Consider the following 26,154-nt stretch of genomic DNA (forward strand, 5'->3'; position numbering starts at 1 on the left):
CCCGAGGCATAGACTGTACAAAAAAACAGTCATAACAAGCCATGAAAACCGCCACTGCGCCGTTACCACCGCTGCGTTCGGTCAAGGTTCTGGACCAGTTGCGTGAGCGCATACGCTACTTGCATTACAGTTTACGAACCGAACAGGCTTATGTCCACTGGGTTCGTGCCTTCATCCGTTTCCACGGTGTGCGTCACCCGGCAACCTTGGGCAGCAGCGAAGTCGAGGCATTTCTGTCCTGGCTGGCGAACGAGCGCAAGGTTTCGGTCTCCACGCATCGTCAGGCATTGGCGGCCTTGCTGTTCTTCTACGGCAAGGTGCTGTGCACGGATCTGCCCTGGCTTCAGGAGATCGGAAGACCTCGGCCGTCGCGGCGCTTGCCGGTGGTGCTGACCCCGGATGAAGTGGTTCGCATCCTCGGTTTTCTGGAAGGCGAGCATCGTTTGTTCGCCCAGCTTCTGTATGGAACGGGCATGCGGATCAGTGAGGGTTTGCAACTGCGGGTCAAGGATCTGGATTTCGATCACGGCACGATCATCGTGCGGGAGGGCAAGGGCTCCAAGGATCGGGCCTTGATGTTACCCGAGAGCTTGGCACCCAGCCTGCGCGAGCAGCTGTCGCGTGCACGGGCATGGTGGCTGAAGGACCAGGCCGAGGGCCGCAGCGGCGTTGCGCTTCCCGACGCCCTTGAGCGGAAGTATCCGCGCGCCGGGCATTCCTGGCCGTGGTTCTGGGTTTTTGCGCAGCACACGCATTCGACCGATCCACGGAGCGGTGTCGTGCGTCGCCATCACATGTATGACCAGACCTTTCAGCGCGCCTTCAAACGTGCCGTAGAACAAGCAGGCATCACGAAGCCCGCCACACCGCACACCCTCCGCCACTCGTTCGCGACGGCCTTGCTCCGCAGCGGTTACGACATTCGAACCGTGCAGGATCTGCTCGGCCATTCCGACGTCTCTACGACGATGATTTACACGCATGTGCTGAAAGTTGGCGGTGCCGGAGTGCGCTCACCGCTTGATGCGCTGCCGCCCCTCACTAGTGAGAGGTAGGGCAGCGCAAGTCAATCCTGGCGGATTCACTACCCCTGCGCGAAGGCCATCGGTGCCGCATCGAACGGCCGGTTGCGGAAAGTCCTCCCTGCGTCCGCTGATGGCCGGCAGCAGCCCGTCGTTGCCTGATGGATCCAACCCCTCCGCTGCTATAGTGCAGTCGGCTTCTGACGTTCAGTGCAGCCGTCTTCTGAAAACGACAAACGATGTCAGAATAGAGTTAAATTTCCTATTGATTGACATATTCCGTCAAAGGTAATAGATTTCATCCTGACACTTTTGCCTTTGGAGGCATCTTGCAAGGTCAACGCATCGGCTATGTCCGCGTCAGCAGCTTCGACCAGAACCCGGAACGGCAATTGGAGGGTGTTCAGGTGGCGCGGGTGTTCACCGACAAGGCTTCTGGCAAGGACACCCAGCGTCCCGAGCTGGAAAGGCTGCTGGCCTTCGTCCGCGAGGGCGACACCGTGGTGGTGCATAGCATGGACAGGCTGGCACGCAACCTTGATGACCTGCGCCGCATCGTCCAAGGGCTGACACAACGGGGCGTGCGCATGGAGTTCGTCAAAGAAGGGCTGAAGTTCACCGGCGAGGACTCACCGATGGCCAATCTGATGCTGTCGGTCATGGGAGCCTTCGCTGAGTTCGAGCGCGCCCTGATCCGCGAACGTCAGCGCGAGGGAATCGTGCTGGCCAAGCAGCGCGGTGCCTACCGGGGACGAAAGAAATCGCTGAACAGCGAACAAATTGCCGAGTTGAAACGGCGAGTTGCGGCAGGCGACCAAAAAACCTTGGTGGCCCGTGACTTCGGCATCAGCCGCGAAACCTTGTACCAGTACCTGCGGGAAGACTGACCATGCCACGCCGCTCAATCCTGTCCGCCACCGAGCGCGAAAGCCTGCTGGCACTGCCAGATGCCAAAGACGAACTGATACGGCACTACACGTTCAACGAAACCGACCTGTCGGTGATCCGTCAGCGTCGCGGCGCCGCGAATCGATTGGGCTTCGCTGTGCAGCTTTGCTACTTGCGATTCCCTGGCACCTTTTTGGGCGTCGATGAGCCTCCGTTTCCGCCCCTGTTGCGCATGGTGGCCGCGCAACTCAAGATGCCAGTGGAAAGTTGGAGCGAGTACGGCCAGCGCGAACAGACACGGCGGGAGCACTTGGTCGAGCTGCAAACGGTTTTTGGGTTCAAGCCCTTCACCATGAGCCACTATCGGCAAGCCGTGCATACATTGACCGAGCTGGCCTTGCAGACCGACAAAGGCATCGTGCTGGCGAGCGCACTTGTCGAGAATCTGCGGCGGCAGAGCATTATCCTGCCCGCCATGAATGCCATCGAGCGCGCAAGCGCCGAGGCCATCACCCGTGCCAACCGACGCATTTACGCGGCGCTGACCGATTCTTTGTTATCACCCCACCGTCAGCGCCTGGACGAACTTCTCAAGCGCAAGGACGGCAGTAAAGTGACGTGGCTGGCATGGCTGCGCCAGTCGCCTGCCAAACCGAACTCTCGCCACATGCTCGAACATATTGAGCGCCTGAAATCCTGGCAAGCACTTGATCTGCCCGCAGGCATCGAGCGGCAGGTTCACCAGAACCGCCTGCTCAAAATCGCTCGTGAAGGTGGCCAGATGACGCCTGCTGATCTGGCAAAGTTCGAGGTGCAACGACGCTATGCCACGCTGGTAGCGCTGGCCATCGAAGGCATGGCCACCGTCACCGATGAAATCATCGACCTTCACGATCGCATCATCGGCAAGCTGTTCAACGCGGCCAAGAACAAGCATCAGCAGCAGTTCCAGGCTTCCGGCAAGGCGATCAACGACAAGGTGCGGATGTATGGGCGCATCGGTCAAGCGTTGATTGAGGCCAAGCAAAGCGGCAGCGATCCGTTCGCCGCCATCGAGGCCGTTATGCCCTGGGACACCTTCGCCGCCAGCGTCACCGAAGCGCAAACATTGGCGCGGCCTGCCGACTTTGATTTCCTGCACCACATCGGTGAAAGCTATGCCACGCTACGCCGCTACGCGCCGCAGTTCCTGGGCGTGCTCAAATTGCGGGCTGCGCCCGCCGCCAAGGGTGTGCTCGATGCCATCGACATGCTGCGCGGCATGAACAGCGACAGCGCGCGCAAGGTGCCCGCCGATGCGCCAACCGCATTCATCAAGCCGCGCTGGGCAAAGCTGGTTCTGACCGACGACGGCATCGACCGGCGTTACTACGAGTTATGCGCCCTGTCGGAGCTGAAGAACGCGCTGCGCTCCGGTGATGTCTGGGTGCAGGGTTCTCGCCAGTTCAAGGACTTCGACGAATACCTGGTGCCGGTCGAGAAGTTCGCCACTTTGAAGCTGGCCAGCGAATTGCCGCTGGCAGTGGCCACCGACTGCGACCAATACCTGCATGACCGGTTGGAATTGTTGGAGGCGCAACTCGCCACAGTCAACCGCATGGCTGCGGCCAACGACTTACCGGATGCCATCATCACCACCGCGTCAGGCCTGAAGATCACGCCGCTGGACGCGGCAGTACCAGACGCCGCGCAAGCCATGATCGACCAGACAGCTATGCTGCTGCCGCACCTCAAAATCACCGAGTTGCTGATGGAGGTCGATGAATGGACGGGCTTCACCCGCCACTTCACACACCTGAAGACCAGCGACACGGCCAAGGACAAAACCTTGCTGTTGACGACGATCCTGGCCGACGCGATCAACCTGGGTCTGACCAAAATGGCCGAGTCCTGCCCTGGCACCACCTACGCCAAGCTGTCTTGGCTGCAAGCCTGGCACATCCGCGATGAAACCTATTCGACGGCGCTGGCCGAGCTGGTGAATGCGCAGTTTCGGCAACCCTTCGCCGGCAACTGGGGTGACGGCACCACGTCATCGTCGGACGGCCAGAACTTCAGAACCGGCAGCAAAGCAGAAAGCACTGGTCATATCAACCCGAAGTATGGAAGCAGTCCAGGACGGACTTTCTACACCCATATCTCCGACCAGTACGCGCCCTTCAGTGCCAAGGTGGTCAACGTGGGCATTCGTGATTCAACTTACGTGCTTGATGGCCTGCTGTACCACGAGTCGGACTTGCGCATCGAGGAACACTACACCGACACGGCAGGCTTCACCGATCACGTGTTTGGCTTGATGCATTTGCTGGGATTTCGCTTCGCGCCGCGTATCCGTGACTTGGGCGAAACCAAGCTATTCATCCCCAAGGGCGATGCCGCCTATGACGCGCTCAAGCCGATGATTAGCAGCGACAGGCTGAACATCAAGCAAATACGCGCCCATTGGGATGAAATTCTGCGGCTGGCCACCTCCATCAAGCAAGGCACGGTAACGGCTTCGCTGATGCTGCGCAAACTCGGCAGCTACCCGCGCCAGAACGGCTTGGCCGTGGCGTTGCGCGAGCTGGGGCGCATCGAGCGCACGCTGTTCATTTTGGATTGGCTGCAAAGCGTGGAGCTGCGCCGCCGCGTCCATGCGGGGCTGAATAAGGGCGAGGCGCGCAACGCGCTGGCCAGGGCGGTCTTCTTCTACCGATTGGGTGAAATCCGCGACCGCAGTTTTGAGCAGCAGCGCTACCGGGCCAGCGGCCTCAATCTGGTGACGGCGGCCATCGTGTTGTGGAACACGGTATATCTGGAGCGTGCCACCAGTGCTTTGCGTGGCAACGGCACGGCGCTGGACGACACATTGTTGCAATATCTGTCGCCGCTGGGGTGGGAGCACATCAACCTGACCGGCGATTACCTATGGCGCAGCAGCGCCAAGGTCGGTGCGGGGAAGTTTAGGCCATTGCGACCGCTGCCACCGGCTTAGCGTGCTTTATTTAATGAGATGGTCACTCCCTCCTTCCCGGTACTATGCTGAGGACAGGCTTTCATTCGGAGAACTATCATGGAAAACATTGCGCTCATTGGTATCGATCTGGGTAAAAACTCTTTCCATATTCATTGCCAGGATCGTCGCGGGAAGGCTGTTTACCGTAAAAAATTTACCCGGCCAAAGTTGATCGAATTTTTGGCGACATGCCCCGCTACAACCATCGCAATGGAAGCCTGTGGCGGTTCTCACTTTATGGCACGCAAGTTGGAAGGGTTGGGGCATTCCCCAAAGCTGATATCACCACAATTTGTCCGCCCGTTCGTTAAAAGCAATAAAAACGACTTTGTCGACGCCGAAGCTATTTGTGAAGCTGCATCGCGTCCGTCTATGCGTTTTGTGCAGCCCAGAACGGAATCTCAGCAGGCAATGCGGGCTCTGCATCGTGTCCGTGAATCCCTGGTTCAGGATAAGGTAAAAACAACCAATCAAATGCATGCTTTTCTGCTGGAATTTGGCATTAGCGTTCCCCGAGGAGCTGCCGTTATTAGCCGACTGAGTACCATTCTTGAGGATAATAGTTTGCCTCTTTACCTCAGCCAGTTATTGCTGAAATTACAACAGCATTATCACTATCTTGTTGAGCAGATTAAAGATTTGGAATCCCAGTTGAAACGAAAGTTGGACGAAGATGAGGTTGGACAGCGCTTGCTGAGCATTCCCTGCGTCGGAACACTGACAGCGAGTACTATTTCAACTGAGATTGGCGACGGGAAGCAGTACGCCAGCAGCCGTGACTTTGCGGCGGCAACAGGGCTTGTACCTCGGCAGTACAGCACGGGAGGTAGGACGACATTGCTGGGAATTAGTAAGCGAGGTAATAAAAAGATCCGAACTTTGTTGGTTCAATGTGCCAGGGTATTCATACAAAAACTGGAACACCAGTCTGGCAAATTGGCCGATTGGGTCAGGGATTTACTGTGCCGGAAAAGCAACTTTGTCGTCACTTGTGCTCTGGCAAACAAGCTGGCCAGAATAGCCTGGGCCCTAACGGCACGACAGCAAACTTATGTAGCATAACGGCAGAAATACACCGGTTTAAAGAATTACTGATCTGGTTTTGCGAATACTGATATTGATGATACTAACGGCCCACCGGCCTGTTGAGGAACCTGTAAAACGGAAAGGCTCATTGAAGCCGTATATTTTCTGGAGGTTCATCAGGCGCGGAACTCATCAAGGCGCGGGAATAAAATCCCATTCAGACGCCGGATAGATTCAAGCAAGCCAACTTGTCGTCAAAATCGGTGTTGCAAAAACGGGAGTGACCATAGATTCCGTTTTCTGACACGACCCCATCTACGTCAGGTTTCCGCTTTGGTTCGCTGGTGGCCGTCTCAGCTTGTTTTAGGGTGGAACGTGGATAGGCCAGGTTATATGCTGCGCCTGTGGTCATTTGCTCGATGACCGCAGGTGCATAACCTTCTGCTTCCAGCTTACGATATGCAGCCCGGTAGTCTCTTTGGGTTTTCAGCGGGTATATCTTTCCGCCTTTACCATCGAAAGCGATAAACCAGAAATCGTCCGTGCCAGTTTCCAGATTTCTGCAACGTTTCAGATGCCATCCGCCTTCTCTCGCCCAGATGGTACGGTTATTTCTGGCATTCGTTTTGTCATAACCGTTCTCGTCAAGCCAGCTATCAAAGCTGGTCAGCCCCAGATCCTGAACCTCCAGAGAAGGCACTCGAATGACCTGCAAGGTATGGCGGGGTCTTGGCTCTCTCATCTTGATCTCTTCCTAGCGCTGGTCTGGGAAATACGGATATTGCGGGCCATATTCATAGTCATGCGGGCCTGGCTCAACTTCCCAGAATGGACGGCCGCTAATTGTCTTTGGACCGCGCTCGTTTACGATGTCTTCTACATCCTGAATATTAAATGGCATCGTTGCCAGTAACAGCTGATCTTCGGGTGTCAGCGTCACAGTTGCACCGTCGATACGGCTGTAAAGGTCGGCAAACTGTTTACCTGCACCGTGCAACCGGTGCTCCGCTACACTTCTGATTGCGTGTAAGTCCAGCTCCGCCGCTTCCATGCGATCCACGTATAGTTTCATTTCTTTACGCAAAGCGCTCAGCTCACGGGCTTTAATAAACCCGCAGGCGTACCCACCCAGGGCGATAACTGCAATGATTGCTAAAATTGCCATTTTTTTCTCTCACGTGATTGCGGCCGTTACTCTAGTCTTAATGTGAAGTCTGGGAATTCGCTGGATGTTAAGTACGTTTTCATCCCCAGACTGACAGATGCTAAGGCGCGATCCCAACACTCCATTTGTAAGTATCAGGCCCATCTTCTCCGCTGGTGGCATCTGCTACAATCTGTGCATAACGTTCTCCAGCAAGTTCTCTTACCATCTGATCCACGACCCATTGCAGATGATGCATTTCATCGGTTCCGCCGTAACGACAAGCCAACTCAATAGCCCGCTCTATTCTTTTTTGTTCTTCAGTCATACTGAATCCTCACGCTTACATCAGCTATTCTGAAAACATGCACACTATAAATTGCGGCTGTCATTTCTCAGCCAGGCGCCTGCATTGCTGCCTCATTCCATCAAAAATACTTTCCGCAAGCTGCTGGGGGAACTGGTCCGGAAGAAGCCCGCTAACACGTTCAATGACACCCGGGGTTCTGGCGATGATTTCCTCTATCATCGCCTCTGTCTGCTGTTTACTCAGGCCGGTTATCTCACCATGCCTGATCCAGTGGCGTCGTTGTATTCGATATATCTGGTAATAGTTGCTACTGCCACGTACGGCCATCGCCAGTTTGCACTTCTGCCAGGATATCTGATTGTTCCCATGACCGATCACCGGCCATGCCGACAACACATCATAGAGTGGTGTAAGGTGATAACGTCCCTGTGGCCCAATAGAAATACTGAAATTTTTAGCGTGGCCATCTGTTGCGGCCATCATCCAGAAAACTATCTGCGTCATAAAAAACTGCGCTTTGTCACGCTCAGCACGGTCTGAATTACTCAGAACTTCCATAATTTCCGATATACCTGGCCCGCCGTCCGCCTGATATTTTCGTAATGGCGAAATGCCCAGGGCCTGACACATATCCTCCTGGGGTAAACGAATGATCCATTGTCCGTTTCCTGACCATTTTCGGTCAAAACGTTCTACCACCAGCGCTTTCTGATCTTCAAAGTGAGCAATCTGCGTTCTTGCCACGGGGAGCCCGTACTGTTCGAGAAGTACCGAGCAGAGCCATTCATTTTCAACCGACGAGCGCATGTCGGCTTTCATGTTCCCCACAAGTCCGAGCGGTAGCTTGAATATATGCGTCGTTGGTGTATTACCCTCCGGCATACACCACCGATCTTCATGCCACAGTAGGGCTGTTTTCTCCTGAGCACCGGCAATAGATAAACGTAAGTCGTCGTTATCTTCTGGCCTGCCCGGTAGCAATGTCTCCGTGGTATTACGCAAAGTTGCCGCAATTTCTGATTCAGTAAGCGGGTGATACTTCACGGAATATAAATCTGTGGGTTCATCTCCGTCATGAAGCAGCTGTATCGCGCCCACGCAGTCTTTTCCCAGCTCCGTCAGAAGATCAAAAGGCTCCAGGCTATCGGCCTTGTAACGCATTGCCAGACGTCTGCGTATGCCTTCGCTGTCCGGGAGTAAATTATCAAAATAGTCACGTACCACATTTCCACGCCAGACCTGGTTCCCGGGAGTAAAAGGAAGGGACAATGACAGCGGCCTTCCCTGTTCGTCTGCACTCCAGTCAGGAAGGTATTGTAAGCTGTCTACCCCTTTACTTTTTTCCCAGTATCCGACTTTGATTCCGTTCATCCAGATTGCCAGACGCTGCTGTTTCCGGCTCATATCGTTACCATTTCTCCTGTCGTGCAGGTGAGTTTGATTTAAGCATTTCTTCCGTCTGCTTCCCCTCTGAAGAGGCGGTTGTCGAGGAGAAGCTGATTTTTACGCCCAGGATAGAAAACACCTTGAATAGCCGTTCAATGCTCGCACTGGCAGGGTTGGCTTCCAGACGTGAGTATGTCTGTTGAGTGACCCCTAACCTTTCGGACAGGTCTTTTTGCGTCAGGCCATTCGCCTTGCGAAAACCAATGAGCAAGGGACGCAACTGGTTGAGCGTGTTTAACGGGTAATCATTATTGATCATAAGCTGGCCTCAGTAGTTCCTCTGATACACCTTGTACGCTGTTTTCTAAACATACACCCTAAAAGCTGTAATATCAAATTAACAGCCTAAAAGCTGTTAAATAGAGAGTACAACCTTTAGGCTGTTACTAAGTGGCAGCATAAATCTTTATGAGGTTTGATATGAGAGAACTATCAATAATAAGCCGTTACGCTCGTACAGCATCCGGTAAGAGAGCTGACAGATCAGGATCATCGGTAAACGAGAAGCGGAGTATCTTATGGCCCTGTTGTGAGCTGTATAAATAACTACGAGCTACTCTCTGCCTCGGGGAGGAGGCAGAGAGAGTATTAAAAGCAAAGGCAGACATTTTTAGCAGCTGGTGGGCTATGGGGTTCCGGAGGTGCTCCGGTGAATGTTACTTGACTGGCAAGTTTCCTGCTATGATGGTCAATGCCTCGATGCTGTCTATATTGTTCTGAAGCCGTTCCAGTTCTGCCTTTTCAATACCGGCCCAAAGCTTTAAGTGTCGCTGATAAAGGGACCACTTGAGTGAGTGAAAACCATTCCAGGCCAACCCCATCCAGGAGGCGTAATTCGCATTGAGAATATTGCCGGTGATATACATTTTACCTGCGTTAACAGCACTGGAAGTTCCATAACCCAGGGCAAGCATCATCCGGAAGCGTGGATTTAGCCGCAACGGCATGGTATCCAGTAAGGTCTCCCCAAAAGCTCCTTTTCCCAGCGATACCTGTTTCGCCACATAGAAAACCCGCATCAAAACTTCCATTATGCTCATCGGAATACTTGTCACGATAAACTGACGAAAGTCATACCCGTTGACATACATGTACTCTATTTGTTTGCCGAAGTTAGAACTCCCCACAGGGATCCCCTCAAGCATACGAAGTAGCCCCATAAAAGGAGCCGGTAACCCCATGCCACGGTTTCCTTTTGCTGAGGGGGCATTAACATCCGATGCCAGGTGTCCAAACATTCTGGCGATGAGCCTGAAAATATTGGTTTCGTCTGTAACGCCTTTACTGGAAGGATAAACCACGATCTGTCCATTCTGAACCACCGTACAGGTCCCGTTCAGCATATCCTTTATACCGAAAATAATGCCCAGTACGGGATCGTGTGACAAAGCTCTTAAGCGGTGATTTGTGGGAGACAAAACGCCACCGGCCGCACCCACTAAATCGCTGCTGATCGAACTGTCTGGTGCCCCTATAGGGAACAAATCTGAGAGTTTTGTACTCAGGTCCTCCGGCAAAATGGCATTGAAGGCTTTCTGCACCTGTTTATTGAAAATACCATCCACTTCTGCCGTAAAGCTCACCGTAGGTTTTGGCGGGGCTCTGACGCAAAGTAAATCCAGCATGGATGCTATGAGCCCGCATCCGCAGGCAATAGCATAATCCCAGGCGTCGAGTGCGTAGCGATCATTAAATTCTTTAATATGATTCTGGATCCGGGCATCTACAACAGCCAAGTCATCCGTGGAGAGTATTGTGGCCAGTCCAATATCACCGCATACACGCTGGTTAGCCTCGCTATATATAGTCTTGAGACCAGTAGAATGCATGGCAGTATCTGAAGGGGTCATTTCTCGCAGATGATGTTCTTTAAGCGCCAGATGCTCCGCTTCATCAAGTTCAGTGCCGCTGATTAGCCCGGTCAACTGTGCCTTAAGGCTCTCTATATCACTGTTAATTGTCTCGTGAGCGTTCGCGATATCCTGACCACGGAGCTGAATATAACGGATGGCCCTGAACTCATCATCATAAGGAGACTGACTCATGTGTTTACCTCACCGCGACCAGGCTACCTTTTGGAGCTTTCTTAGTAAGCATGTCGATTGTTGCCTTGATGCCAGCAATTTCTGCCTTAAAATATTCCGCATTCGACATCAACCTTTCCTGAACTTCGTAGAGCTTTTGGATGGCCTGACTAAGGGCGGCTGTCAGTTTCGCATTTTTTTTGTGTTTCACTATCGCGTACCCGCCAATCCCTAACACAGCTACAGGTGCGGCCAATACCGCAATGCCTGCAACCATACCGCCACCGACGATAGACCCTGCTGTAGCGAGCCCGGAGGTTATGCCTGCTGCTGACACTCCCGTTGTACCAAGCGTATAGAGAGCACCGAAGGAAGCCGCTGCGCCTACGCCTGACCCCGCCAAAGCTGCTGCGCCCTCAGTAATACCCGGGAACTTATTTTCAAGCGCCTGAAGAGCACTTGTAACTTCATCCATTGCCTTCTTGCGAATTTTTTCGAGCTCTTCAGTTTCGGTAGCGTCCATTACAGGCCTCGTATTCATAACTTGCTGTGTGATAGGTGAAAAAGAGCACCATAAAAGTGATGAAGAAATCATGACTTACTATTGTGGCACTTTCGAGTTCATGTTTGTCAGTTTCAATGCTGTTGCTGTTAGTAAGGGCAGACGCCATATCGGGCAGACCCAAAATAACTATCGTGCCAGCGTCATTTTGGAACTGACTTTGCTAAAAATCAGTAGCGGACTGAACAGACATGTGTGGATTTGAATCTGGGCAGGTTCCAGACATTATTCCAACCAGACTTCCAATGACAAAATGCTCGTCATTCTCGGAGACGACATAGGGTCCACCAGAGCAACCATCGGTGTTGAAATGTGCTATTACAAAGCGAGTTGTGAGATGTTGGGGAGAATGATTTGAGCAATTTAAAGGCCAAATGCCTGAAACTTCACCAGGGAATGTCGAAATTGTTGTCTCATTCATTGGATATCCGACACCCAATGTACCCATGCCAGCTGCGGGAGCCAGGACCTTAAAGTAACTACTTACAGGCTGTTGTATTCCAGCTGGTAATACGATTTCTGCACTGTCAACAAACGGAATGCCGTCTTTAAAGTCTGCCCTGTCATTAGCCTCATTGAGAATGAAATCGACTAGAACAGGCTCTTCGTTCACCAGTCCTTGATGGTTAAGAAATTTGACGTAAAGTTTAAGTGTATTGCTGACGGGATAAATTTTTCCAAGAGCATTGGTAACAACATGGGCTGCGGTGAGAATCTTTTGCTGCTGACCATTATCGAAACCAAACGCAGTTGCTTCGAGATGGCTACTAAAATGAGGATCATTGCTTACATAGATTTTACAAACGTAGTTTTCAAACATTATTTCCTCCTTTTGCCGGTACCTAATCAGTTACACGGCTGCATGTTATAAACAACTAAACTCGCTTCCTGATATTTGAGTTTGTATGTTTTGCCAGGCACCAGCTCACCTCTGAAACACGGTTAGTCTCCTCCATGACATGGTTATGGCGATGGTCAGAAACTGTTATCGACGAAAGGCTGGAATTCCTTTAATGGCATTATCCATTTCAAGTCGTATGTCCTGAACGGGAGCGTATATTTTTATGATTCCAGATCTTAACCCTGAAACATTCCCCGTATCAAAACTGACCCGTTACAGATAAGTCACCACCGGTGCTGTCGATTAATTTAGTGAATTGCATGTCCTCATCCCATAAAGGGTAGGGCCTACCCCCGGCATCGAGCAAACCTGACCACCCTGCCCTTATTAAGACCCCACATGCGGCAATGGTGCCCTGTCCACGCCGCCCGCGAACTTTGAGGAAATGGGGAGAAAATAAAAAGAAAACAAAAAGTTATCGGCTGAAGTACCGGCGCAGATCGGGAATCAGGCGAAGCCTGACAGCACGTTAGGGCCTGGCAGGGGGCTTGAGGGATGAGGACATGCAATTGTGATAACCTTCCCGCCACGGGGTCGGTTAAATTCGTATCCTGCCGGTGCAATTCCAACGGCCGCGTTACCAGTTCGCCGGGTAGCATGGCCAGCAAAGCCAGGCATCGAGCACCCGGGTTTCACTGACGGCCGCTGCATAGACGCCGGTATCCGGGAAGAAATAAACCGGGGTGGCGTTGTTCAGCTGGTCGCCTTCATCGGCCAGAGCGCCGATCACCTCATGAGGCTTAAGCAGCATATCCGTTAAATATTCATCCGGGTGGATGGCATTCAGCGATATGGCCATCTCCAGAAATTCATCCAGGGTATGGCGGGTACGATACCCCCGGAAAACCTCGTATGAAGGCGTGACGCATTCACCATCCAGGGAACAGGCATCGTAACCGGCCAGCTGCTCTTCGGTGAGTCCGGAGGCATGCTTTGCCACAAGATTCGTAAATTGCTCTTTATCGTCCATCACAATCCTTACGCTGTAGGGGCCTGTTTGTGTTATCACTGCTTCCGGTTTTTACTTCGCACAACCCGGCAGGTATCCGGTCGCCCGGGCGTCCTTTGCGGTCTTGTTCGCCCTTCGCCTGAATTACGTCAAATCCCTTTCACTACCCGGCCGCAGGGTGACACCTCCCCTTTTCTCCGGAAGCGAAAGAGGAAGAACAGTTTAACAGCCCGGATCCTCAATAATTTTCGCGTAACGGACTAAATAACCGGTTTATGCAGCTTCTGATAACCACAGACCGCGATAGAATAAAACGTCTGGTGAGGAACCGGAGTGTTATGTAAGCGGGGGGTTTAACTGGGTATCTGTGTAGTCCTATTTAGCCAGATATCCCGAATAAAAACCTCAACGATTAGGTAAACGAAATGGATGGATTCTGGTCGATGTTCTGTTTGTTTGTCGTGGTAGTTTCACTGCATAAAGCCCTTTCTGTAGCAGCAGCACGAGCAGACGCAGCAAAATTAAATATGCTTCTCAGAATGAGAAAGTTTAAAAAGTAGCTTTCAAGACATCTGAGAATTCTTTTAAATCCTCAGAGGAAGTTATATGTTTAGGCTATTTGCAAACTAAGGTTGGAATTCCATCATTCTAGCCTTAGATCTTTGATCAAGTGAAGTTGCTCACTTGGTTGGATTTTACCGTTTCCTGACGGCTTTTCAGAAGCGAGGGCTGGTTGGAATGCCTTCCAGCTAGAAGTCTTGCAGATGCTCTCCGGGCATTAACTCATTGTCGAATCTGCACCAGTATCACTAGGTTGTTGAGCGGGCGATTAGCTTTTTCACTGAGCCGCTGTACACTCGACTGCTTCAAGAAGCACTACTTACCATTTGCCTGCCGTAAGGTCTGTTCTTAGCTGGATTTTTTTGGGAGGATACGCAGTCATGACAACTCAATCCAGCTCAATACAATACGCTTACGCGCTAGACGGCGAGGGCACCCTCACGCACATTGGCGCTGCCCTGCGCTCACATACTTACACCTGCCCAGGTTGTAAGAGCCCCCTGACCCCGGTAATGGGCGAGTTCAACGCTAAGCACTTTCGCCATTCGGAAGAATGCTGTGCCCTTGAAACCTATCTTCACAAGTGCGGCAAAGAAGCATTCTTCTATCGCTACCAACAAGCTCTCAGCCGTGAAATGCCTATTAGCCTTGAGCTGGAGCGCCGGGTTGCCTGTAATGGTTCTCGTTTAGCCTTGGTTAGAGACGAAGCACGTCAGTGCGTAAAATCCGTGCCTGCACGCTACAACTTGACTCAATTTTTCGATCAGGCAGAGCTGGAAAAACACGATAAGGTCACAGGGCTGCGACCAGACGTGATGTTGTATGATACGACTGGCGAAAGGCGTTGCTACGTAGAGATTTGTGTCACACACCCCTGCTCTCAAGACAAGATCGAAGCCGGTATCCCGATTCTTGAGTTTAAGGTCCAATCTGCCTCTGATATTCAGATGTTGCTTACCGGGGCCTACTCGATCAAGGAGAAGATCCTGAGAGTATTCAACTGGCTTCCCCCGTTTCAATCTGTGGACACCTGTAGCGGCGTCTGCTCAGTAGGTAACGTGGATATGTCTGTCTGGAGTTTAAGTGGTTCCGGCCGACTCAACGAACAAACGATGCCGCTCGCTGAAGTGGATTTAACAATCAATTCTGACGTGAACACATGGCCTAGATCGTTAGGGGCCGCTGAGCTGGCTGATAACTTACGAGCTTTTATCCGTCACGCCGATCCTCATTCACTATTTCCCAACTGCATTATGTGCGAGCAAGCAGGCCGATGGGAGGATGGCTATCTGCAATGTCACAGTAAGGCAAAGATCGTTCCCTACACCGAGGCCCGTCAGTGCGCCAATTACAAGGTTAAGGCATGACCAAAAGACTGACTTGGGAGCAGAAAAGTATTGTCAGCCATGACACCGGACATGCGTTGGTAAAAGCCGTACCTGGTAGCGGGAAAACAACCACACTTGTAAAGCGCGTTGAGCGGCTGGTCAAGACGGGAACTGATCCTCGCTCCATTCTGATCCTGATGTACAACAAGTCGGCGCAGGTGAGCTTCACGGAGAACTTGAAGACGGCACTGATGTCGAGCGTGATTCCAGAAATCCGCACGTTCCACAGCTTGGCCTTAAAGATTGTTGGTTACGGAGAACGCCAACAGATAATCAAGAAGAAAGACCTCATTACTCCAAGCGACTACCGCTATGAGCAACTGGTAAAGCAAGCCTACCGCTATGGCTTTGACCATGAGGCGAATTATATTGACCCCAATGAAATTGAAAACTTCGAGCTGTTTATTGCTCGCTGCCGGGCGGCGGCCGTAACTCCTGTTGATGCTGCCAATGATCCAACGTTCAGCAACATCAAACGGGAGTTTATTCACGCCTATGGCCGCTATTGTGAGCTGCTGGAGGAAAACAGTCTGCGAACCTTTGATGACTGTTTGATTGAGGCTGTCGCACTGTTGCGTAATGACAGCAGCCTTGGTGCCCACTTCAAGCACATCATTGTTGATGAATATCAGGACGTTAACCTGATACAGCATGACATGACCCGCTTGCTATCTAAGTCGGATACGTCGGTTATGGCTGTTGGTGATGTTAACCAGTGTATTTATGAGTGGCGTGGTGCTCGACCAGACTTTATCGGCGGACTGTTTGAAAGGCACTACCCGAATACGAAGGTGTTTCAACTGTCATGCACGTTCAGATTTGGCCATGAGCTTTCCTTGATGGCTAACTCGGTAATTCGGCGCAACTCTACAAAGCTGACCAAGCTTTGTGTCAGTCATCCTAGCACCCCCAAAACAGAGGTCAGATTGCACTTTGATAACTGCCTATCCAAGGTGCTATCAAACCTCTCGGTGAGCAGTGGAACACAAGCCATATTGTCCCGCACTAAGGCGAACCTTGCTGAGGCGGAAATTGCTTTACGCCTGTGTGGGCTACCTTATCGCTACCTCAATGGTTCAAGCTCATTACACACCCGCACCGAAATCGGGATACTGGTAGTTGGCGTCTTGCTGTCTGTGTACGGCGATCTGCGGCTACTGGAAAACCATCCCAACAAACAAGCGATTGTTTACGGCTTTCTGAAGGAGGCTGGTTTTAGATGGCAGAAAGGGCAATTCAAAGCGGCGCTCAGTGGATTGATGGCTCCGCACGCCGACCTATGGTCTGCTCTAGGTCAGTTATTCGAGGGCGCACAATACCAAAAAGATCGGCTGGGCAGGCTCGCCACTATCTGCCAGAAAGACGGAGAGGAAACGCCTGCTATCGATGTGTTACGACGCCTGAGTATGGAGGGTTTCATTGATAGTGTTGGCTCTGAGGGTGTAACTCGCACTGGATCGAACGACCAGCAACGAGGGGTCGTGAGGATCGGGGAGCTACTTGACTCCAGTAAGATCGATTCCCGCACGTTTTTAAACCTTATCTTGAATCCAGGCGAGGCTGCTACTGACTGCGATCCCTTCATCCTTTCCACACTGCATGGTTCCAAGGGGCTGGAGTGGGATAACGTAATACTGATCGGGCTGAATGAGCAGGAATTTCCTGGCGGCAAACCCGATGATGTTTACAGCGTTCGCACATCGATGAACACCCCTCCGGCCGAAGAGGAAATCGAGGAGGAACGTCGGCTGTTTTATGTCGGTATCACTCGCACAAAACAGCAGCTAAATCTGGTGGTCCCTCTTGATGAAGGGCTTGCGCGGTGGCTCAAAAACCGCTGGGATAGCACCCCGAAGAAGTCACCGATAGCTACTCGCTTCGTCTATGAGGCTGGCTGGACTGCTTGTGCGGTTACCAGTGATGCGATCTATAACAGCACGGTAGAGAAACAGAAGGCTGACTTCAGCAAGTTTCACCAATGGTATCTAAGAGATCTTCAGCGGCTAAAAGTCTAGGGCTACCGATACTTTTCGATTTCAGACAGGTGCTCGTTATCCAGATCAATTGTGGCTTTTCTTTCAGAAGCGAGCTTCTTCGCTCGCTTTGCATACTGAAGCCCCTTGGCTGGCTGCTCTCCGCGTAGGATCTGTTCAGCCTGCTTGCTCGTGCTGTGCCCCAGAAAGCGTTCGTACTGCTCGTCAGATACCTCAGTGCCGATCAGTCGTTCGATCCAGCCGCTTTTCGGCGGGTAACTTACGCCCAGCGCAAGCAACTGCCTTTTCTGTACCCACTATTTCCGGCGCGGCCGGCTTCAATCAAGGCTTTGGTTAGAACTACAGCCATTTGGGGACTCTCATACACAAACCTGAACCATGCGGGTCTGATTGGCGGTCAAGATAGCAGCGCATCGAAATCAACACTGAACTCTGCTTCTAAGAACTCAATCGTGGCTGGTTGGCTATCGAGCGATGCTTCCCGTGTAGACTCCAGTGCGCACTCCAATCGACGCAGCAGAGTAAACGGCAAAATGATCTTGCCGAAGTCGGTATGCTTGAAATCCCCCCCCACAGGTCTTCCGCGTTCTTCCAAATGAAATCAGCTTGCGAAGCAGCCGAACCTACGAACTCTGCCATCTTGGCCTCCAACCAACTTTTGCACGAAACGGCACATCTTCCAAAAGAGGGTTGTCAACCAAGTTTTGCACAAAACGGACTTTGATCCATTTCTAACTAAAATCTACAATCCAACCTCAGATTGCAAATAGCCTATGTTTATTACAGATGGTATGGTTCGTGTTTTTGTTTATTCGATGGCAACTGTACTCTTTCTGCCGCTTGGCTTGTTGAAAAGCACGTGGTGGTTTTCACCATTGTTTGCGATAGCTGCTATTGATTACTTAATGTTTCTGCGTCGACAAGGCTAGTTGCTGAACCTCATACCTCAGAGCAATCTGTATGTTTTTTACACCACTGGTTAAAAGGTCAGGCTACGTTCCTGACGTTTTTTAAAAAACAGTTTTATGTTTGATGCGTTACTGGTCTGTCTGGTAACCCAGTGGTACATTACCATTATTAAGGCTGGCTGGCGGTGGTGCATCATGCTTAAACGACCCTCTCTGAGCGTACTTTCCGACAGTCCTGTGCACCGCACCACTTACCCGGCAGGCCTATGTCTTGGTTATTCTTCGTTGTACCTTTTTCTTCAGCTTTATCCCTGACATGTCTGTCTGAACAGTTCTAAGCAAACCGGAATGTTGTCATGGCCAAAGTACAAGGGCTCTTTGTTGGATACCGAAAATTCGCTGTTGATCGTGACTGGCTTCGTCAGCAGGAAGAACAACGTTATCGGGATCGCCAGCGACAATTTGATGAATGGTCCAGGAAATGGGTCACTGTAACCAGGCTCAAAGAGACTCGTTTATGGACTGACGGAGCCATCAGGCGATGGTTGGGTGAACCTCAGCAGCAGGGTAAATATAAAGTTTTCCCCGTTGAAGCGGTTTTGGCTGCTGAGAAGTTGAATGAGTTTCGGCTCTGGCTTAAACCCCGACTGGAAAAGAAACGTGCCCAGCACCACCACTTTTTAATTCCATTTCTGTAAAGTAGAAACAACGGCAGTTCCGGCCGCATTCAAGGCTTCGGCATCTGGTCAGAAATAAAGCGCCATTTTTCAGTATAAGGGAGGTTAGATAGTGGAAGGTATTGAGACACTGAGTTTGCAGCTTGATGAGAATGAAACTATGGCCCTTGCTCAATTAGTTAAACGTCTGAGCTGGAGCGATCTTCGTGGCTGTGCTGTGAGTGACGAAGAAGCCTGGGTAATGAAAAGCGCAATTGAAAAATTACAACAGGCGTTAAGGGAAGAAGGTTATGCGCCTCGATGAGGCTGGCTTCGTTCTTTATTCCGATAACAAATTTGCTTAAGGACTAACTATGAGCCAGCACTGGTATGAGGTGAAAAGCAATCAGGGAATTGTTCAGGTGATTGTTGGGAGAAGATATTAATGTAATGCGTTTCTGCATTACATCAAGCAGATTAGCTTTTTCTGGTCAAAATAGACGATGTGATTTTTCTTTAGCCGAAGTCCATCCGCTCCCCACGCAACCGGTAAAGGTTCGCAGGTTTAATAAAGATAGGTTTCGTATCTCCCTAAGGGTGGGATAGGTAAACTCATAATGGCATCTGTGTTTACTATGTAAGTATTCGGGTAAAATTCATCTAATACAGTAAAGTTTAGTTTCTTACAAAAGCTTAATAAATATGGGTTTTTCACGTCTTCTATTACAACATCGCACCAGGGATTCGATTCACAGCAAAGCTTCAGAAAAGACTTAAACCATCCCTTGTTTTGTATTTCTTCCGGAAGCCGTACCACATGTATGGTCAGACAATCTCCATGATAACGATTAGTACTTTGTCTAAGCCCTACAACAATCCCCTTTTCTTGAATCTGTACACCTGCCTGATGCTCTTTCATGTCGGGCGTATAGTGCCTTGCTCTGTTTAACCAGGCCACCAGCTGCTGAGCCGTACTTGGTGATTCTTCAGCTATCCATTTCAGGTACTTGATGCGGTCCATATGCGCCTCCCTGTACGATTTCCAATGAACAAAGGCTCTACAGTATTAAGCTGCTGTAGAGCTCATTCAACCAAGCTCAAACTGTGCGTATTAAAGGATGCCTAACCTTTTTGTTTCATCGATCCACGGTCTGAATTCTTCCAGTAGATTATCATATAACTTTTCATCGCTAATCGAACCGAAATCATCCATGGCAAAGAAGTGGGTGTTATCAACCCGGCGGTCAGTAAAGTCATCCAGATTTTTGAGGATACCGTAGCTTGAACCACCCAGGCCGACAAACTTCCAGAAGATGGGGTAGTTGGCAGAACGCCGGATTGCATCTTTAATCGCCCGGGTCTTGCTGATCCCGCCATCGGTAATAAATACAACATACACCGGGATTTTCGAGTCCTTAAAGTAGTCGACTATTTCTTCCATCACAGGAGGCTCGTTGTTTGTCCCTCCGAGGCCCGGCAGGTTCTCCCAGGCTGAACGCTTTCCAGCCCCGCGAATGGACTGAATATATGTGTCCAGGTTGTCCAGTGTGACGTTTGGATACTTCTTATGCTTCTCTCCAAATCCCCAGACATCCATTTCACCGTCGTCGTCGAACTGGGCGGCAAGAACGGCGATGCGGTCCAGCACAGACTGAACGTTACCCTTACTGAACTGGCCACTCATTGAGCCGGATGCGTCAAGTACAAATGCAACCGCTGCCTCAAGGGTGTCCAGTTTATTTTTAGTAAGACTGACCGAGGCTTTTTTAGCGAGGCTTACAAGGCGCGGAGATCTGGTTTCCAGTTTCTTTTCCAGACTGATACGAGCAGGCTTTGCTGGCTGCGGAGCTGGCTGTGCGACATCAACGCCATAGCTAATGGCCAGAGGCTCAAGACCACCGTTGAAACCCTGCCCGAGCGCACGAAGCTTCCAGGCGCCATTGTGCCGATATACTTCACCCAGGATAATTGCTTTCTCACTGCGGCCCTGAGTCTCAGCCTGGAACTCAGCGATTCCTTGAGCCTGCATGCTCAACGAACTGAGCCCACTGATGGTATCTTCACCATCAATGACAACTGTGATTGCAATTTTACTGATGTTCGCAGGAACACGATCCAGTGCTATCTCAATGCTGGACTGCTGAGAACCGGTAACGAGCTTTACTGCCCCTTCAGGAGAAGACAGATTATTGTAAAAGATAAAGTCAGAATCGCCGCTGACCTTTCCCTGAGCATTAAGCAGGAACAGGCAGGTATCGGGTTCGCCTTTAAAGCCGGATTTGGTAGGGTACTGAAGATTCAGCCTGATCGCAGATTGCTGAAGTGGTATGTTTTGTCCGGATTGTAGATTCACATTAACTCTCCTGATTTTTGATTATTTTAAAGCGCAGCGTTTATATAGGTTCCCCTGGCTTAGTTCAGGACGCTGGATTTCTGGTGAGGCGTATATATGGTGTGACACCATATTTCATCACGTTGAAGTTTCTATACCTGTTGAATTGGAATTTCCATTGGTCGGGTATTTTATCTTCCAGAACCCGTGCCTTCATAAGTCGCAAACGTAACATATATCAGAGGGGCATGCTGTTGATATAAGGCACGGAATACAGGCTTTAACCAGCAACCAGAGAAAAATCCGTTTCCTGCCTTTAAAAGGCTCACGTCAGAATTAACATCTCTCTGCTTTCTGAGATTCCCGAACCCTTTCTGCCCCCCCCCTCCTGATAGCGGATCGCAACCAAAAAAAACCCCGGCATTGCCGGGGTATGATTCAGCGTTATTTTAGATGTTAACGCCGTGCTGGGAGGCAAGAGCCGCCAGGCCACCGGCAAAGCCCTGACCGACAGCTTTAAACTTCCACTCAGCGCCATGACGATACAGTTCACCGAAGACCATAGCGGTTTCGGTTGAGGCATCTTCAGACAGATCGAAACGGGCAATTTCCGTGCCGTTGTCGTTGTTGTAAACGCGCATGAAGCTGTTGCTCACCATGCCGAAGTTTTGTTTACGCGCTTCTGCATCATAGATGGTAACGGCAAACACCAGTTTTTTGATATCTGCTGAGACTTTGGTCAGATCGATTTTGACCTGCTCATCGTCGCCGTCGCCTTCACCGGTACGGTTGTCGCCCTGGTGCTCTACCGCGCCATCAGGGCTGGTTTTGTTATTGAAGAAAATGAAATGCGCATCTGACAACACTTTACCGTCTTCGCCTACTGCGAACACGGAAGCGTCCAGGTCAAAACCCTGACCATCGGTTACACGGGCATCCCAGCCTAGGCCAACCATAGCAACATTCATGGTTGGTGCTTCTTTGGTCAGAGATACATTGCCGCCTTTTACGAGAGAAACTGCCATTTTTAGCTCCTGCAAACAGTTGAATGAGGGCTGCATTAACAGCCCCGGGTAGAAAAGTTACTTTTTGATCAGGACGCGTTAATGCCGTACTGAGCACATACAGATGCCAGACCACCAGCATAACCCTGACCTACTGCGCGGAATTTCCACTCACCATTGTGGCGATACAGCTCGCCGAACAGCATGGCAGTCTCAGTGGACGCATCTTCGGTCAGATCGTAGCGAGCAACTTCAGTCTGGTTATCGTCATTAACCAGACGAATAAACGCACCGGATACCTGACCAAAGCTCTGGCGACGAGCCTGAGCATCGTGGATGGTCACAACGAAGATGATCTTGTCAACTTCAGACGGGACGGCGTCCAGTTTAATTTTCAGCGATTCATCATCACCATCGCCCTCACCGGTGCGGTTATCGCCGGTGTGCGTTACGGAACCGTCGGATGACGTCAGGTTGTTATAGAAGATGAAATCTGAATCGCCGCGCACTTTGCCGTTTGAGGCCAGCAGGAATGCTGAAGCATCCAGGTCAAAGTCCTGACCGTCTGTTGAACGCGCATCCCAGCCAAGGCCCACCAGGACGTTTTTCATTGACGGAGCTGCTTTACTTAGGGAGACGTTCCCGCCTTTGGAAAGAGAAACACTCATAAAATAACCTCTTCGATTAGTAATTGTTCAGGTTAACACTTAAGGGGATTAACTCCCCTTTTCCTCAGATTCAGGTTTGCCCGGGAACATGACGCTTGCGAGAATGCCCAGCGCCAGTACACCCAGTACAACATACAGGCTGGTTGTTGCCGCGATGCTGTAACCATGATGCCAGATGTGATCGGTCGCATTCAGGCCGAGTTTTGCCGCGATGAAGAACAGCAGCACGATAACGGCCTTCTCCAGATGAACCAGGTACTGTTTCAGTGCCTCAAGGACAAAGTACAGAGTACGCAGGCCCAGGATAGCAAACATCATGGCACTATAGACGATAAGCGGTTCACGACTGACGGCAATGATTGCCGGTACCGAGTCAAACGCGAACATTACGTCCGAGAGTTCAACCACAGCCACACACAGGAACAGCGGGGTCGCATACAGCGCCGCTTTTTTACCACGGCCAATGGTGACATCGCTGTTTTCTGGTTTCGCCAGTTCAGCATCCACTTCCTTCTGGTTAAGCAGGAAGGCATGCCCTCTGAGCTTCGGCCAGATAGGGAAGAAGCGTTTAACCATGCGGTAAGCCAGATGCTGGGAGTAATCCTCAATTTCATCATCGTCATCACCGCTTTTAAGCATCATGACCGCTGTCCAGGCAACGATAATAGCGAAGACAACTTCAACATACGGCCCCAGACTCAGCAGGCTCGTACCGATGGCGACAAAGATGCCCCTGAAGACAATGGCACCAATGATCCCCCAGTAGAGAACACGGTGGCGATAACGATCCGGAACGGCGAACCAGGAGAAGATGGCCATCATGACGAACAGGTTATCGACCGACAGCACTTTCTCCAGCGCATAACCCGTAACAAACAGACTGGCAACCTCAGCACCGTGGTGGATATAGAGGAAACCGGCAAATGCCATCGCAACCACAACCCAGAATACGGACCAGAGCGCCGCACTCTTCAGCGAAATAGGCTTGTCATCACGGTGCATAAACAGGTCAATAAAGATGGCACCGACTGAAAGCGCAATAAAAACAATGACCGTTTCAGTCGGGAAGCCGATGTGTGTGGAAACCATATTTTACCCTTAGGGATGTGGATCAGAGGCCAAATTCAGCCGGGTCGAAGCCCAACGCGATAGCGATCTCGCGGGAGGCCAGTTTCTCGTCCTGATCGAAGTTACCGTCACTTTTCGCAACGGCAATACCAACACGTAAGGCCAGCTGAGCGGCCTCAGGCTGATCTTTCAGCGCCAGGATGTATTTCATGGTTTCGCCCTTGCCGATTTCAACATCGAAATCGAAGCTTGAAACCAGTTTATTGAAGAACTCAATCACCTCATTGGTATCGAAGACCTTCAGCTCTTCTGAAGAGCGCAGAAAGCCCATCATTTTCTGCTTTTCTTCCGAACTTACGCCGTCACTCGATACGGCAATACGGGCACATACAGCAACGGTGCCCTGCATGAATTTTTTGTTTTTGAAACGGCCAACCTGGCGGGTCAGTTCGTCACGGCCTGAGTTAATGGCACCTTTAACTTTGTCGAAAAAGCTCATACCTGTTTCCTTTGTTGCTGTGTTATTTAGAACCGGCGCTCCAGCGAAATCCCCAGCCAAATGCCCGGTCCATTTCGTCCTGGCCTTTGAAGTACTGGTTAATTCGCTCGACTTTAATTGCGCCGTTTTCGTTTACGAGTCTGGCAATGGCGCACAATGTGCGACGGTTTTCACCTTCGGTCAGGCGGGTCTCAATGGGCGGTTGATCCGGCACATGAATGGTGACCACACCATCAGTCTTGTCCCAGCTGGGAACACCTTCATAAATAAAGGCGTAAATCAGCACTTCGCGGATATGCTTCCATTCACGTCCATTGATATGCAGCCACTCGCCGTCTGATACATCACCCGTCCGGTCATCGCCCTTGAGCTGAACATACGGTTCATCGCGATAATCACCGAATGCATTACCGAGCGCCTGAATGACCGATTTATACCCGTCCTGAAGCTCAACAAAGGCCCCCAGATCCAGGTCGATTCCTTTGGAGCCGAACATGCCTGCAAAGCCTGATTTGCCGCTGCCCCGGTGCCAGTTCAGGTTGATCCGGATTTCACCGAAGTTATCCCGTTTGGTCAGGCTGATTGCAGGCTTCTCTTTTGTCAGCGATACCTTGCTCAGGCTGATTTTTGTCTCAACTGGCGGAGGGGTTACAACCGGAGGAGTCGGGGCTGCGGGAGCCGGTTCGTCGGCAATATTTACGCCGAAATGCTCTGCCAGCGGTTTAAGTCCACCGTTGAACCCCTGCGCAACGAAGCGGAATTTCCAGTCATTATTACGACGGTAAAATTCACCCAGAATTAAGGCTGCTTCCTGACGGCCGCTCAGTTCGACACTGCCGCTAACCAGGCCGGTAGCCCCTTGCTCCACGTCGATGGAAAGATTACGAAGACCGGACGCCGTCTGCCCACCGTCACAGGTCACGGTGAACGCAATTTTCTGGACATCAGGTTTCAGCCGGTTGAGCGCGACAGTAAAGGTTGAGTACTGGCCTTCACTGACCAGGCTGACGGTACCATCATCGTTACGTGGCTGACCATAAAACACCATGTCCGCATCACCCTGCACCTTCCCGTCGGCATACAGGCGAAACGCCGAAGCATCCACCTGGCCGCCCGAGGTGATCCGGACCCGCAACTCCTGGGCTGGAACGGGGGCATTGCCCCCCGGCGTCAGGTTCATTAGCGAATAACCGCTGAAACGATATCGGAGTGCATATCGTCAATTGTGCGGCCGCGACAGGCATGGCCAAGGGCGGTAAAGTCCCAGTTGCCGTTATTACGGCGCAGCGAAGAAATAACGATCCCGGTATGTGAGCCCTGCTCAGTCAGCTTGTAGCGAGCCAGCTCTTTGCCGGTTTGATCGACAACGCGGCAGAACGCGTTTTCGACGTCATTGAACGACTGACCACGGAAGCTGTTTACCGTAAACGCCAGGTATTCAACGTTTGCAGGCAGTCGGGAGAGGTTGACATTAATCACCTCATCGTCACCGTCACCTTCACCGGTCAGGTTATCGCCACTGTGCACAACAGCGCCGCAGGTGGATTCCAGTTTGCGGAACCAGATGGTGTCAATTGTTTTACCGGTGCTGTCCATTAATACGCAGCCAGCATCGAGATCGATTGAGTCGTTGCCTCCAAACAATCCTCCAAGAAGACCTTTTTTCTTAACCGGATCCCAACCGAGACCGAAATGAAGCTGGCTTAATGCAGATGATTCTTTGCTGAGTGATACCGTCTGGTTCTTAACTAATGAAACCATGTTTTATTCCTTAAAATGGTAATGACCGAGACAATCAAAGGTATATTT

General features: G+C 51.2%; 26 protein-coding genes and 1 pseudogene. 8 read left to right on the forward strand and 19 right to left on the reverse strand.

Annotated features, from left to right (window positions below; translation table 11 throughout):
* Positions 1-41: 41 nt before the first annotated feature.
* The 4 genes from intI1 (at position 42) to ACQG03_RS22270 (ending at position 5,967) form a co-directional block, all read left to right on the forward strand.
* Entirely contained in the window at positions 42-1,055 is a 1,014-nt protein-coding gene (intI1, locus tag ACQG03_RS22255) for a class 1 integron integrase IntI1 (RefSeq protein ID WP_000845048.1), read from the forward strand.
* A 296-nt stretch (positions 1,056-1,351) separates the two neighbouring features.
* Complete coding sequence (locus ACQG03_RS22260; protein ID WP_001162012.1) at positions 1,352-1,909, forward strand: recombinase family protein; 558 nt, start codon at positions 1,352-1,354, stop codon at positions 1,907-1,909.
* A 2-nt stretch (positions 1,910-1,911) separates the two neighbouring features.
* Positions 1,912-4,884, forward strand: coding sequence for a Tn3 family transposase (locus ACQG03_RS22265; protein WP_001138073.1), 2,973 nt, complete (start codon positions 1,912-1,914; stop codon positions 4,882-4,884).
* Between the two features lie 78 nt (positions 4,885-4,962).
* The gene (locus tag ACQG03_RS22270) at positions 4,963-5,967 is read left to right on the forward strand and encodes an IS110-like element IS4321 family transposase (protein WP_001567384.1); all 1,005 of its coding nucleotides are present in this window, start codon (positions 4,963-4,965) and stop codon (positions 5,965-5,967) included.
* Between the two features lie 181 nt (positions 5,968-6,148).
* On the opposite strand, the gene ACQG03_RS22275 is transcribed toward ACQG03_RS22270, so the two are convergent.
* From ACQG03_RS22275 to ACQG03_RS22315, 9 genes are all read right to left on the reverse strand, one after another.
* Positions 6,149-6,631, reverse strand: a complete 483-nt coding sequence (locus ACQG03_RS22275) for a hypothetical protein (protein ID WP_001139512.1) — start codon at positions 6,629-6,631, stop codon at positions 6,149-6,151.
* A gap of 54 nt (positions 6,632-6,685) precedes the next feature.
* On the reverse strand, positions 6,686-7,096 hold the full coding sequence (locus ACQG03_RS22280; RefSeq protein WP_000985909.1) for a hypothetical protein: 411 nt from the start codon (positions 7,094-7,096) through the stop codon (positions 6,686-6,688).
* Between the two features lie 100 nt (positions 7,097-7,196).
* Positions 7,197-7,403 (reverse strand): hypothetical protein, encoded by a 207-nt coding sequence (locus ACQG03_RS22285; protein ID WP_000134171.1) that lies wholly within the window; start codon positions 7,401-7,403, stop codon positions 7,197-7,199.
* 60 nt (positions 7,404-7,463) lie between these two features.
* A complete protein-coding gene (locus tag ACQG03_RS22290) occupies positions 7,464-8,789 on the reverse strand; it encodes a type II toxin-antitoxin system HipA family toxin (RefSeq protein WP_000088044.1) in 1,326 nt (441 codons plus the stop codon).
* A gap of 4 nt (positions 8,790-8,793) precedes the next feature.
* The gene (locus ACQG03_RS22295; protein ID WP_012477377.1) at positions 8,794-9,087 is read right to left on the reverse strand and encodes a helix-turn-helix transcriptional regulator; all 294 of its coding nucleotides are present in this window, start codon (positions 9,085-9,087) and stop codon (positions 8,794-8,796) included.
* A 400-nt stretch (positions 9,088-9,487) separates the two neighbouring features.
* Positions 9,488-10,876, reverse strand: a complete 1,389-nt coding sequence (locus ACQG03_RS22300; protein WP_012695445.1) for a hypothetical protein — start codon at positions 10,874-10,876, stop codon at positions 9,488-9,490.
* A 4-nt stretch (positions 10,877-10,880) separates the two neighbouring features.
* Positions 10,881-11,378 (reverse strand): membrane protein, encoded by a 498-nt coding sequence (locus ACQG03_RS22305; protein ID WP_000340139.1) that lies wholly within the window; start codon positions 11,376-11,378, stop codon positions 10,881-10,883.
* Between the two features lie 202 nt (positions 11,379-11,580).
* Positions 11,581-12,237, reverse strand: a complete 657-nt coding sequence (locus ACQG03_RS22310) for a trypsin-like serine protease (RefSeq protein WP_000462754.1) — start codon at positions 12,235-12,237, stop codon at positions 11,581-11,583.
* Positions 12,238-12,895: 658 nt separating this feature from the next.
* Positions 12,896-13,327 carry a hypothetical protein gene (locus tag ACQG03_RS22315; RefSeq protein ID WP_011152969.1) on the reverse strand — a complete coding sequence of 144 codons (432 nt, stop codon included), beginning with the start codon at positions 13,325-13,327 and terminating at the stop codon, positions 12,896-12,898.
* Between the two features lie 881 nt (positions 13,328-14,208).
* On the opposite strand from ACQG03_RS22315, the gene ACQG03_RS22320 reads away from it, so the two are divergent.
* Together ACQG03_RS22320 and ACQG03_RS22325 are read left to right on the forward strand one after the other, a co-directional pair.
* Positions 14,209-15,195, forward strand: a complete 987-nt coding sequence (locus ACQG03_RS22320; RefSeq protein WP_000211823.1) for a hypothetical protein — start codon at positions 14,209-14,211, stop codon at positions 15,193-15,195.
* Positions 15,192-17,231, forward strand: coding sequence for an ATP-dependent helicase (locus ACQG03_RS22325; RefSeq protein ID WP_426726159.1), 2,040 nt, complete (start codon positions 15,192-15,194; stop codon positions 17,229-17,231). The genes ACQG03_RS22320 and ACQG03_RS22325 overlap by 4 nt, the downstream gene beginning before the upstream one ends.
* A 2-nt stretch (positions 17,232-17,233) precedes the next feature.
* Here ACQG03_RS22325 and ACQG03_RS22330 read toward each other — a convergent pair whose 3' ends face one another.
* Together ACQG03_RS22330 and ACQG03_RS22335 are read right to left on the reverse strand one after the other, a co-directional pair.
* On the reverse strand, positions 17,234-17,488 hold the full coding sequence (locus ACQG03_RS22330; RefSeq protein WP_000880375.1) for a hypothetical protein: 255 nt from the start codon (positions 17,486-17,488) through the stop codon (positions 17,234-17,236).
* Between the two features lie 140 nt (positions 17,489-17,628).
* Positions 17,629-17,849 (reverse strand): annotated as a pseudogene (locus tag ACQG03_RS22335) (type I restriction-modification system subunit M N-terminal domain-containing protein); the annotation flags it as partial.
* Between the two features lie 625 nt (positions 17,850-18,474).
* On the opposite strand from ACQG03_RS22335, the gene ACQG03_RS22340 reads away from it, so the two are divergent.
* Positions 18,475-18,816: a hypothetical protein gene (locus ACQG03_RS22340; protein ID WP_001151572.1), complete on the forward strand. Its 342-nt coding sequence runs from the start codon at positions 18,475-18,477 to the stop codon at positions 18,814-18,816.
* Positions 18,817-18,907: 91 nt separating this feature from the next.
* A complete protein-coding gene (locus ACQG03_RS22345) occupies positions 18,908-19,099 on the forward strand; it encodes a DUF7706 family protein (RefSeq protein WP_000398479.1) in 192 nt (63 codons plus the stop codon).
* 240 nt (positions 19,100-19,339) lie between these two features.
* Here the strand turns inward: ACQG03_RS22345 and ACQG03_RS22350 are convergent, their stop codons facing one another.
* The 8 genes from ACQG03_RS22350 to ACQG03_RS22385 all read right to left on the reverse strand — a co-directional run bounded on the left by ACQG03_RS22350 (position 19,340) and on the right by ACQG03_RS22385 (position 26,106).
* Positions 19,340-19,795 (reverse strand): hypothetical protein, encoded by a 456-nt coding sequence (locus ACQG03_RS22350; RefSeq protein ID WP_000374058.1) that lies wholly within the window; start codon positions 19,793-19,795, stop codon positions 19,340-19,342.
* A gap of 90 nt (positions 19,796-19,885) precedes the next feature.
* Positions 19,886-21,127 (reverse strand): vWA domain-containing protein, encoded by a 1,242-nt coding sequence (locus ACQG03_RS22355; protein ID WP_001053340.1) that lies wholly within the window; start codon positions 21,125-21,127, stop codon positions 19,886-19,888.
* A gap of 428 nt (positions 21,128-21,555) precedes the next feature.
* Positions 21,556-22,131: a TerD family protein gene (locus tag ACQG03_RS22360; RefSeq protein WP_000301247.1), complete on the reverse strand. Its 576-nt coding sequence runs from the start codon at positions 22,129-22,131 to the stop codon at positions 21,556-21,558.
* Between the two features lie 68 nt (positions 22,132-22,199).
* Positions 22,200-22,778 carry a tellurium resistance membrane protein TerD gene (gene terD, locus ACQG03_RS22365; protein ID WP_000116680.1) on the reverse strand — a complete coding sequence of 193 codons (579 nt, stop codon included), beginning with the start codon at positions 22,776-22,778 and terminating at the stop codon, positions 22,200-22,202.
* Positions 22,779-22,826: 48 nt separating this feature from the next.
* Positions 22,827-23,867, reverse strand: coding sequence for a tellurium resistance membrane protein TerC (gene terC, locus ACQG03_RS22370; protein ID WP_000255079.1), 1,041 nt, complete (start codon positions 23,865-23,867; stop codon positions 22,827-22,829).
* 22 nt (positions 23,868-23,889) lie between these two features.
* Positions 23,890-24,345, reverse strand: a complete 456-nt coding sequence (locus ACQG03_RS22375; protein WP_000007449.1) for a tellurite resistance TerB family protein — start codon at positions 24,343-24,345, stop codon at positions 23,890-23,892.
* Between the two features lie 22 nt (positions 24,346-24,367).
* Positions 24,368-25,525, reverse strand: coding sequence for a TerD family protein (locus ACQG03_RS22380; protein ID WP_044704557.1), 1,158 nt, complete (start codon positions 25,523-25,525; stop codon positions 24,368-24,370).
* Positions 25,525-26,106 (reverse strand): tellurium resistance-associated protein TerZ, encoded by a 582-nt coding sequence (locus ACQG03_RS22385; RefSeq protein ID WP_000254137.1) that lies wholly within the window; start codon positions 26,104-26,106, stop codon positions 25,525-25,527. The genes ACQG03_RS22380 and ACQG03_RS22385 overlap by 1 nt, the downstream gene beginning before the upstream one ends.
* Positions 26,107-26,154 lie beyond the last annotated feature (48 nt).

It is taken from the genome of Enterobacter cloacae complex sp. 342H5 (genome assembly GCF_050030905.1).
GTDB lineage: Bacteria > Pseudomonadota > Gammaproteobacteria > Enterobacterales > Enterobacteriaceae > Enterobacter > Enterobacter intestinihominis.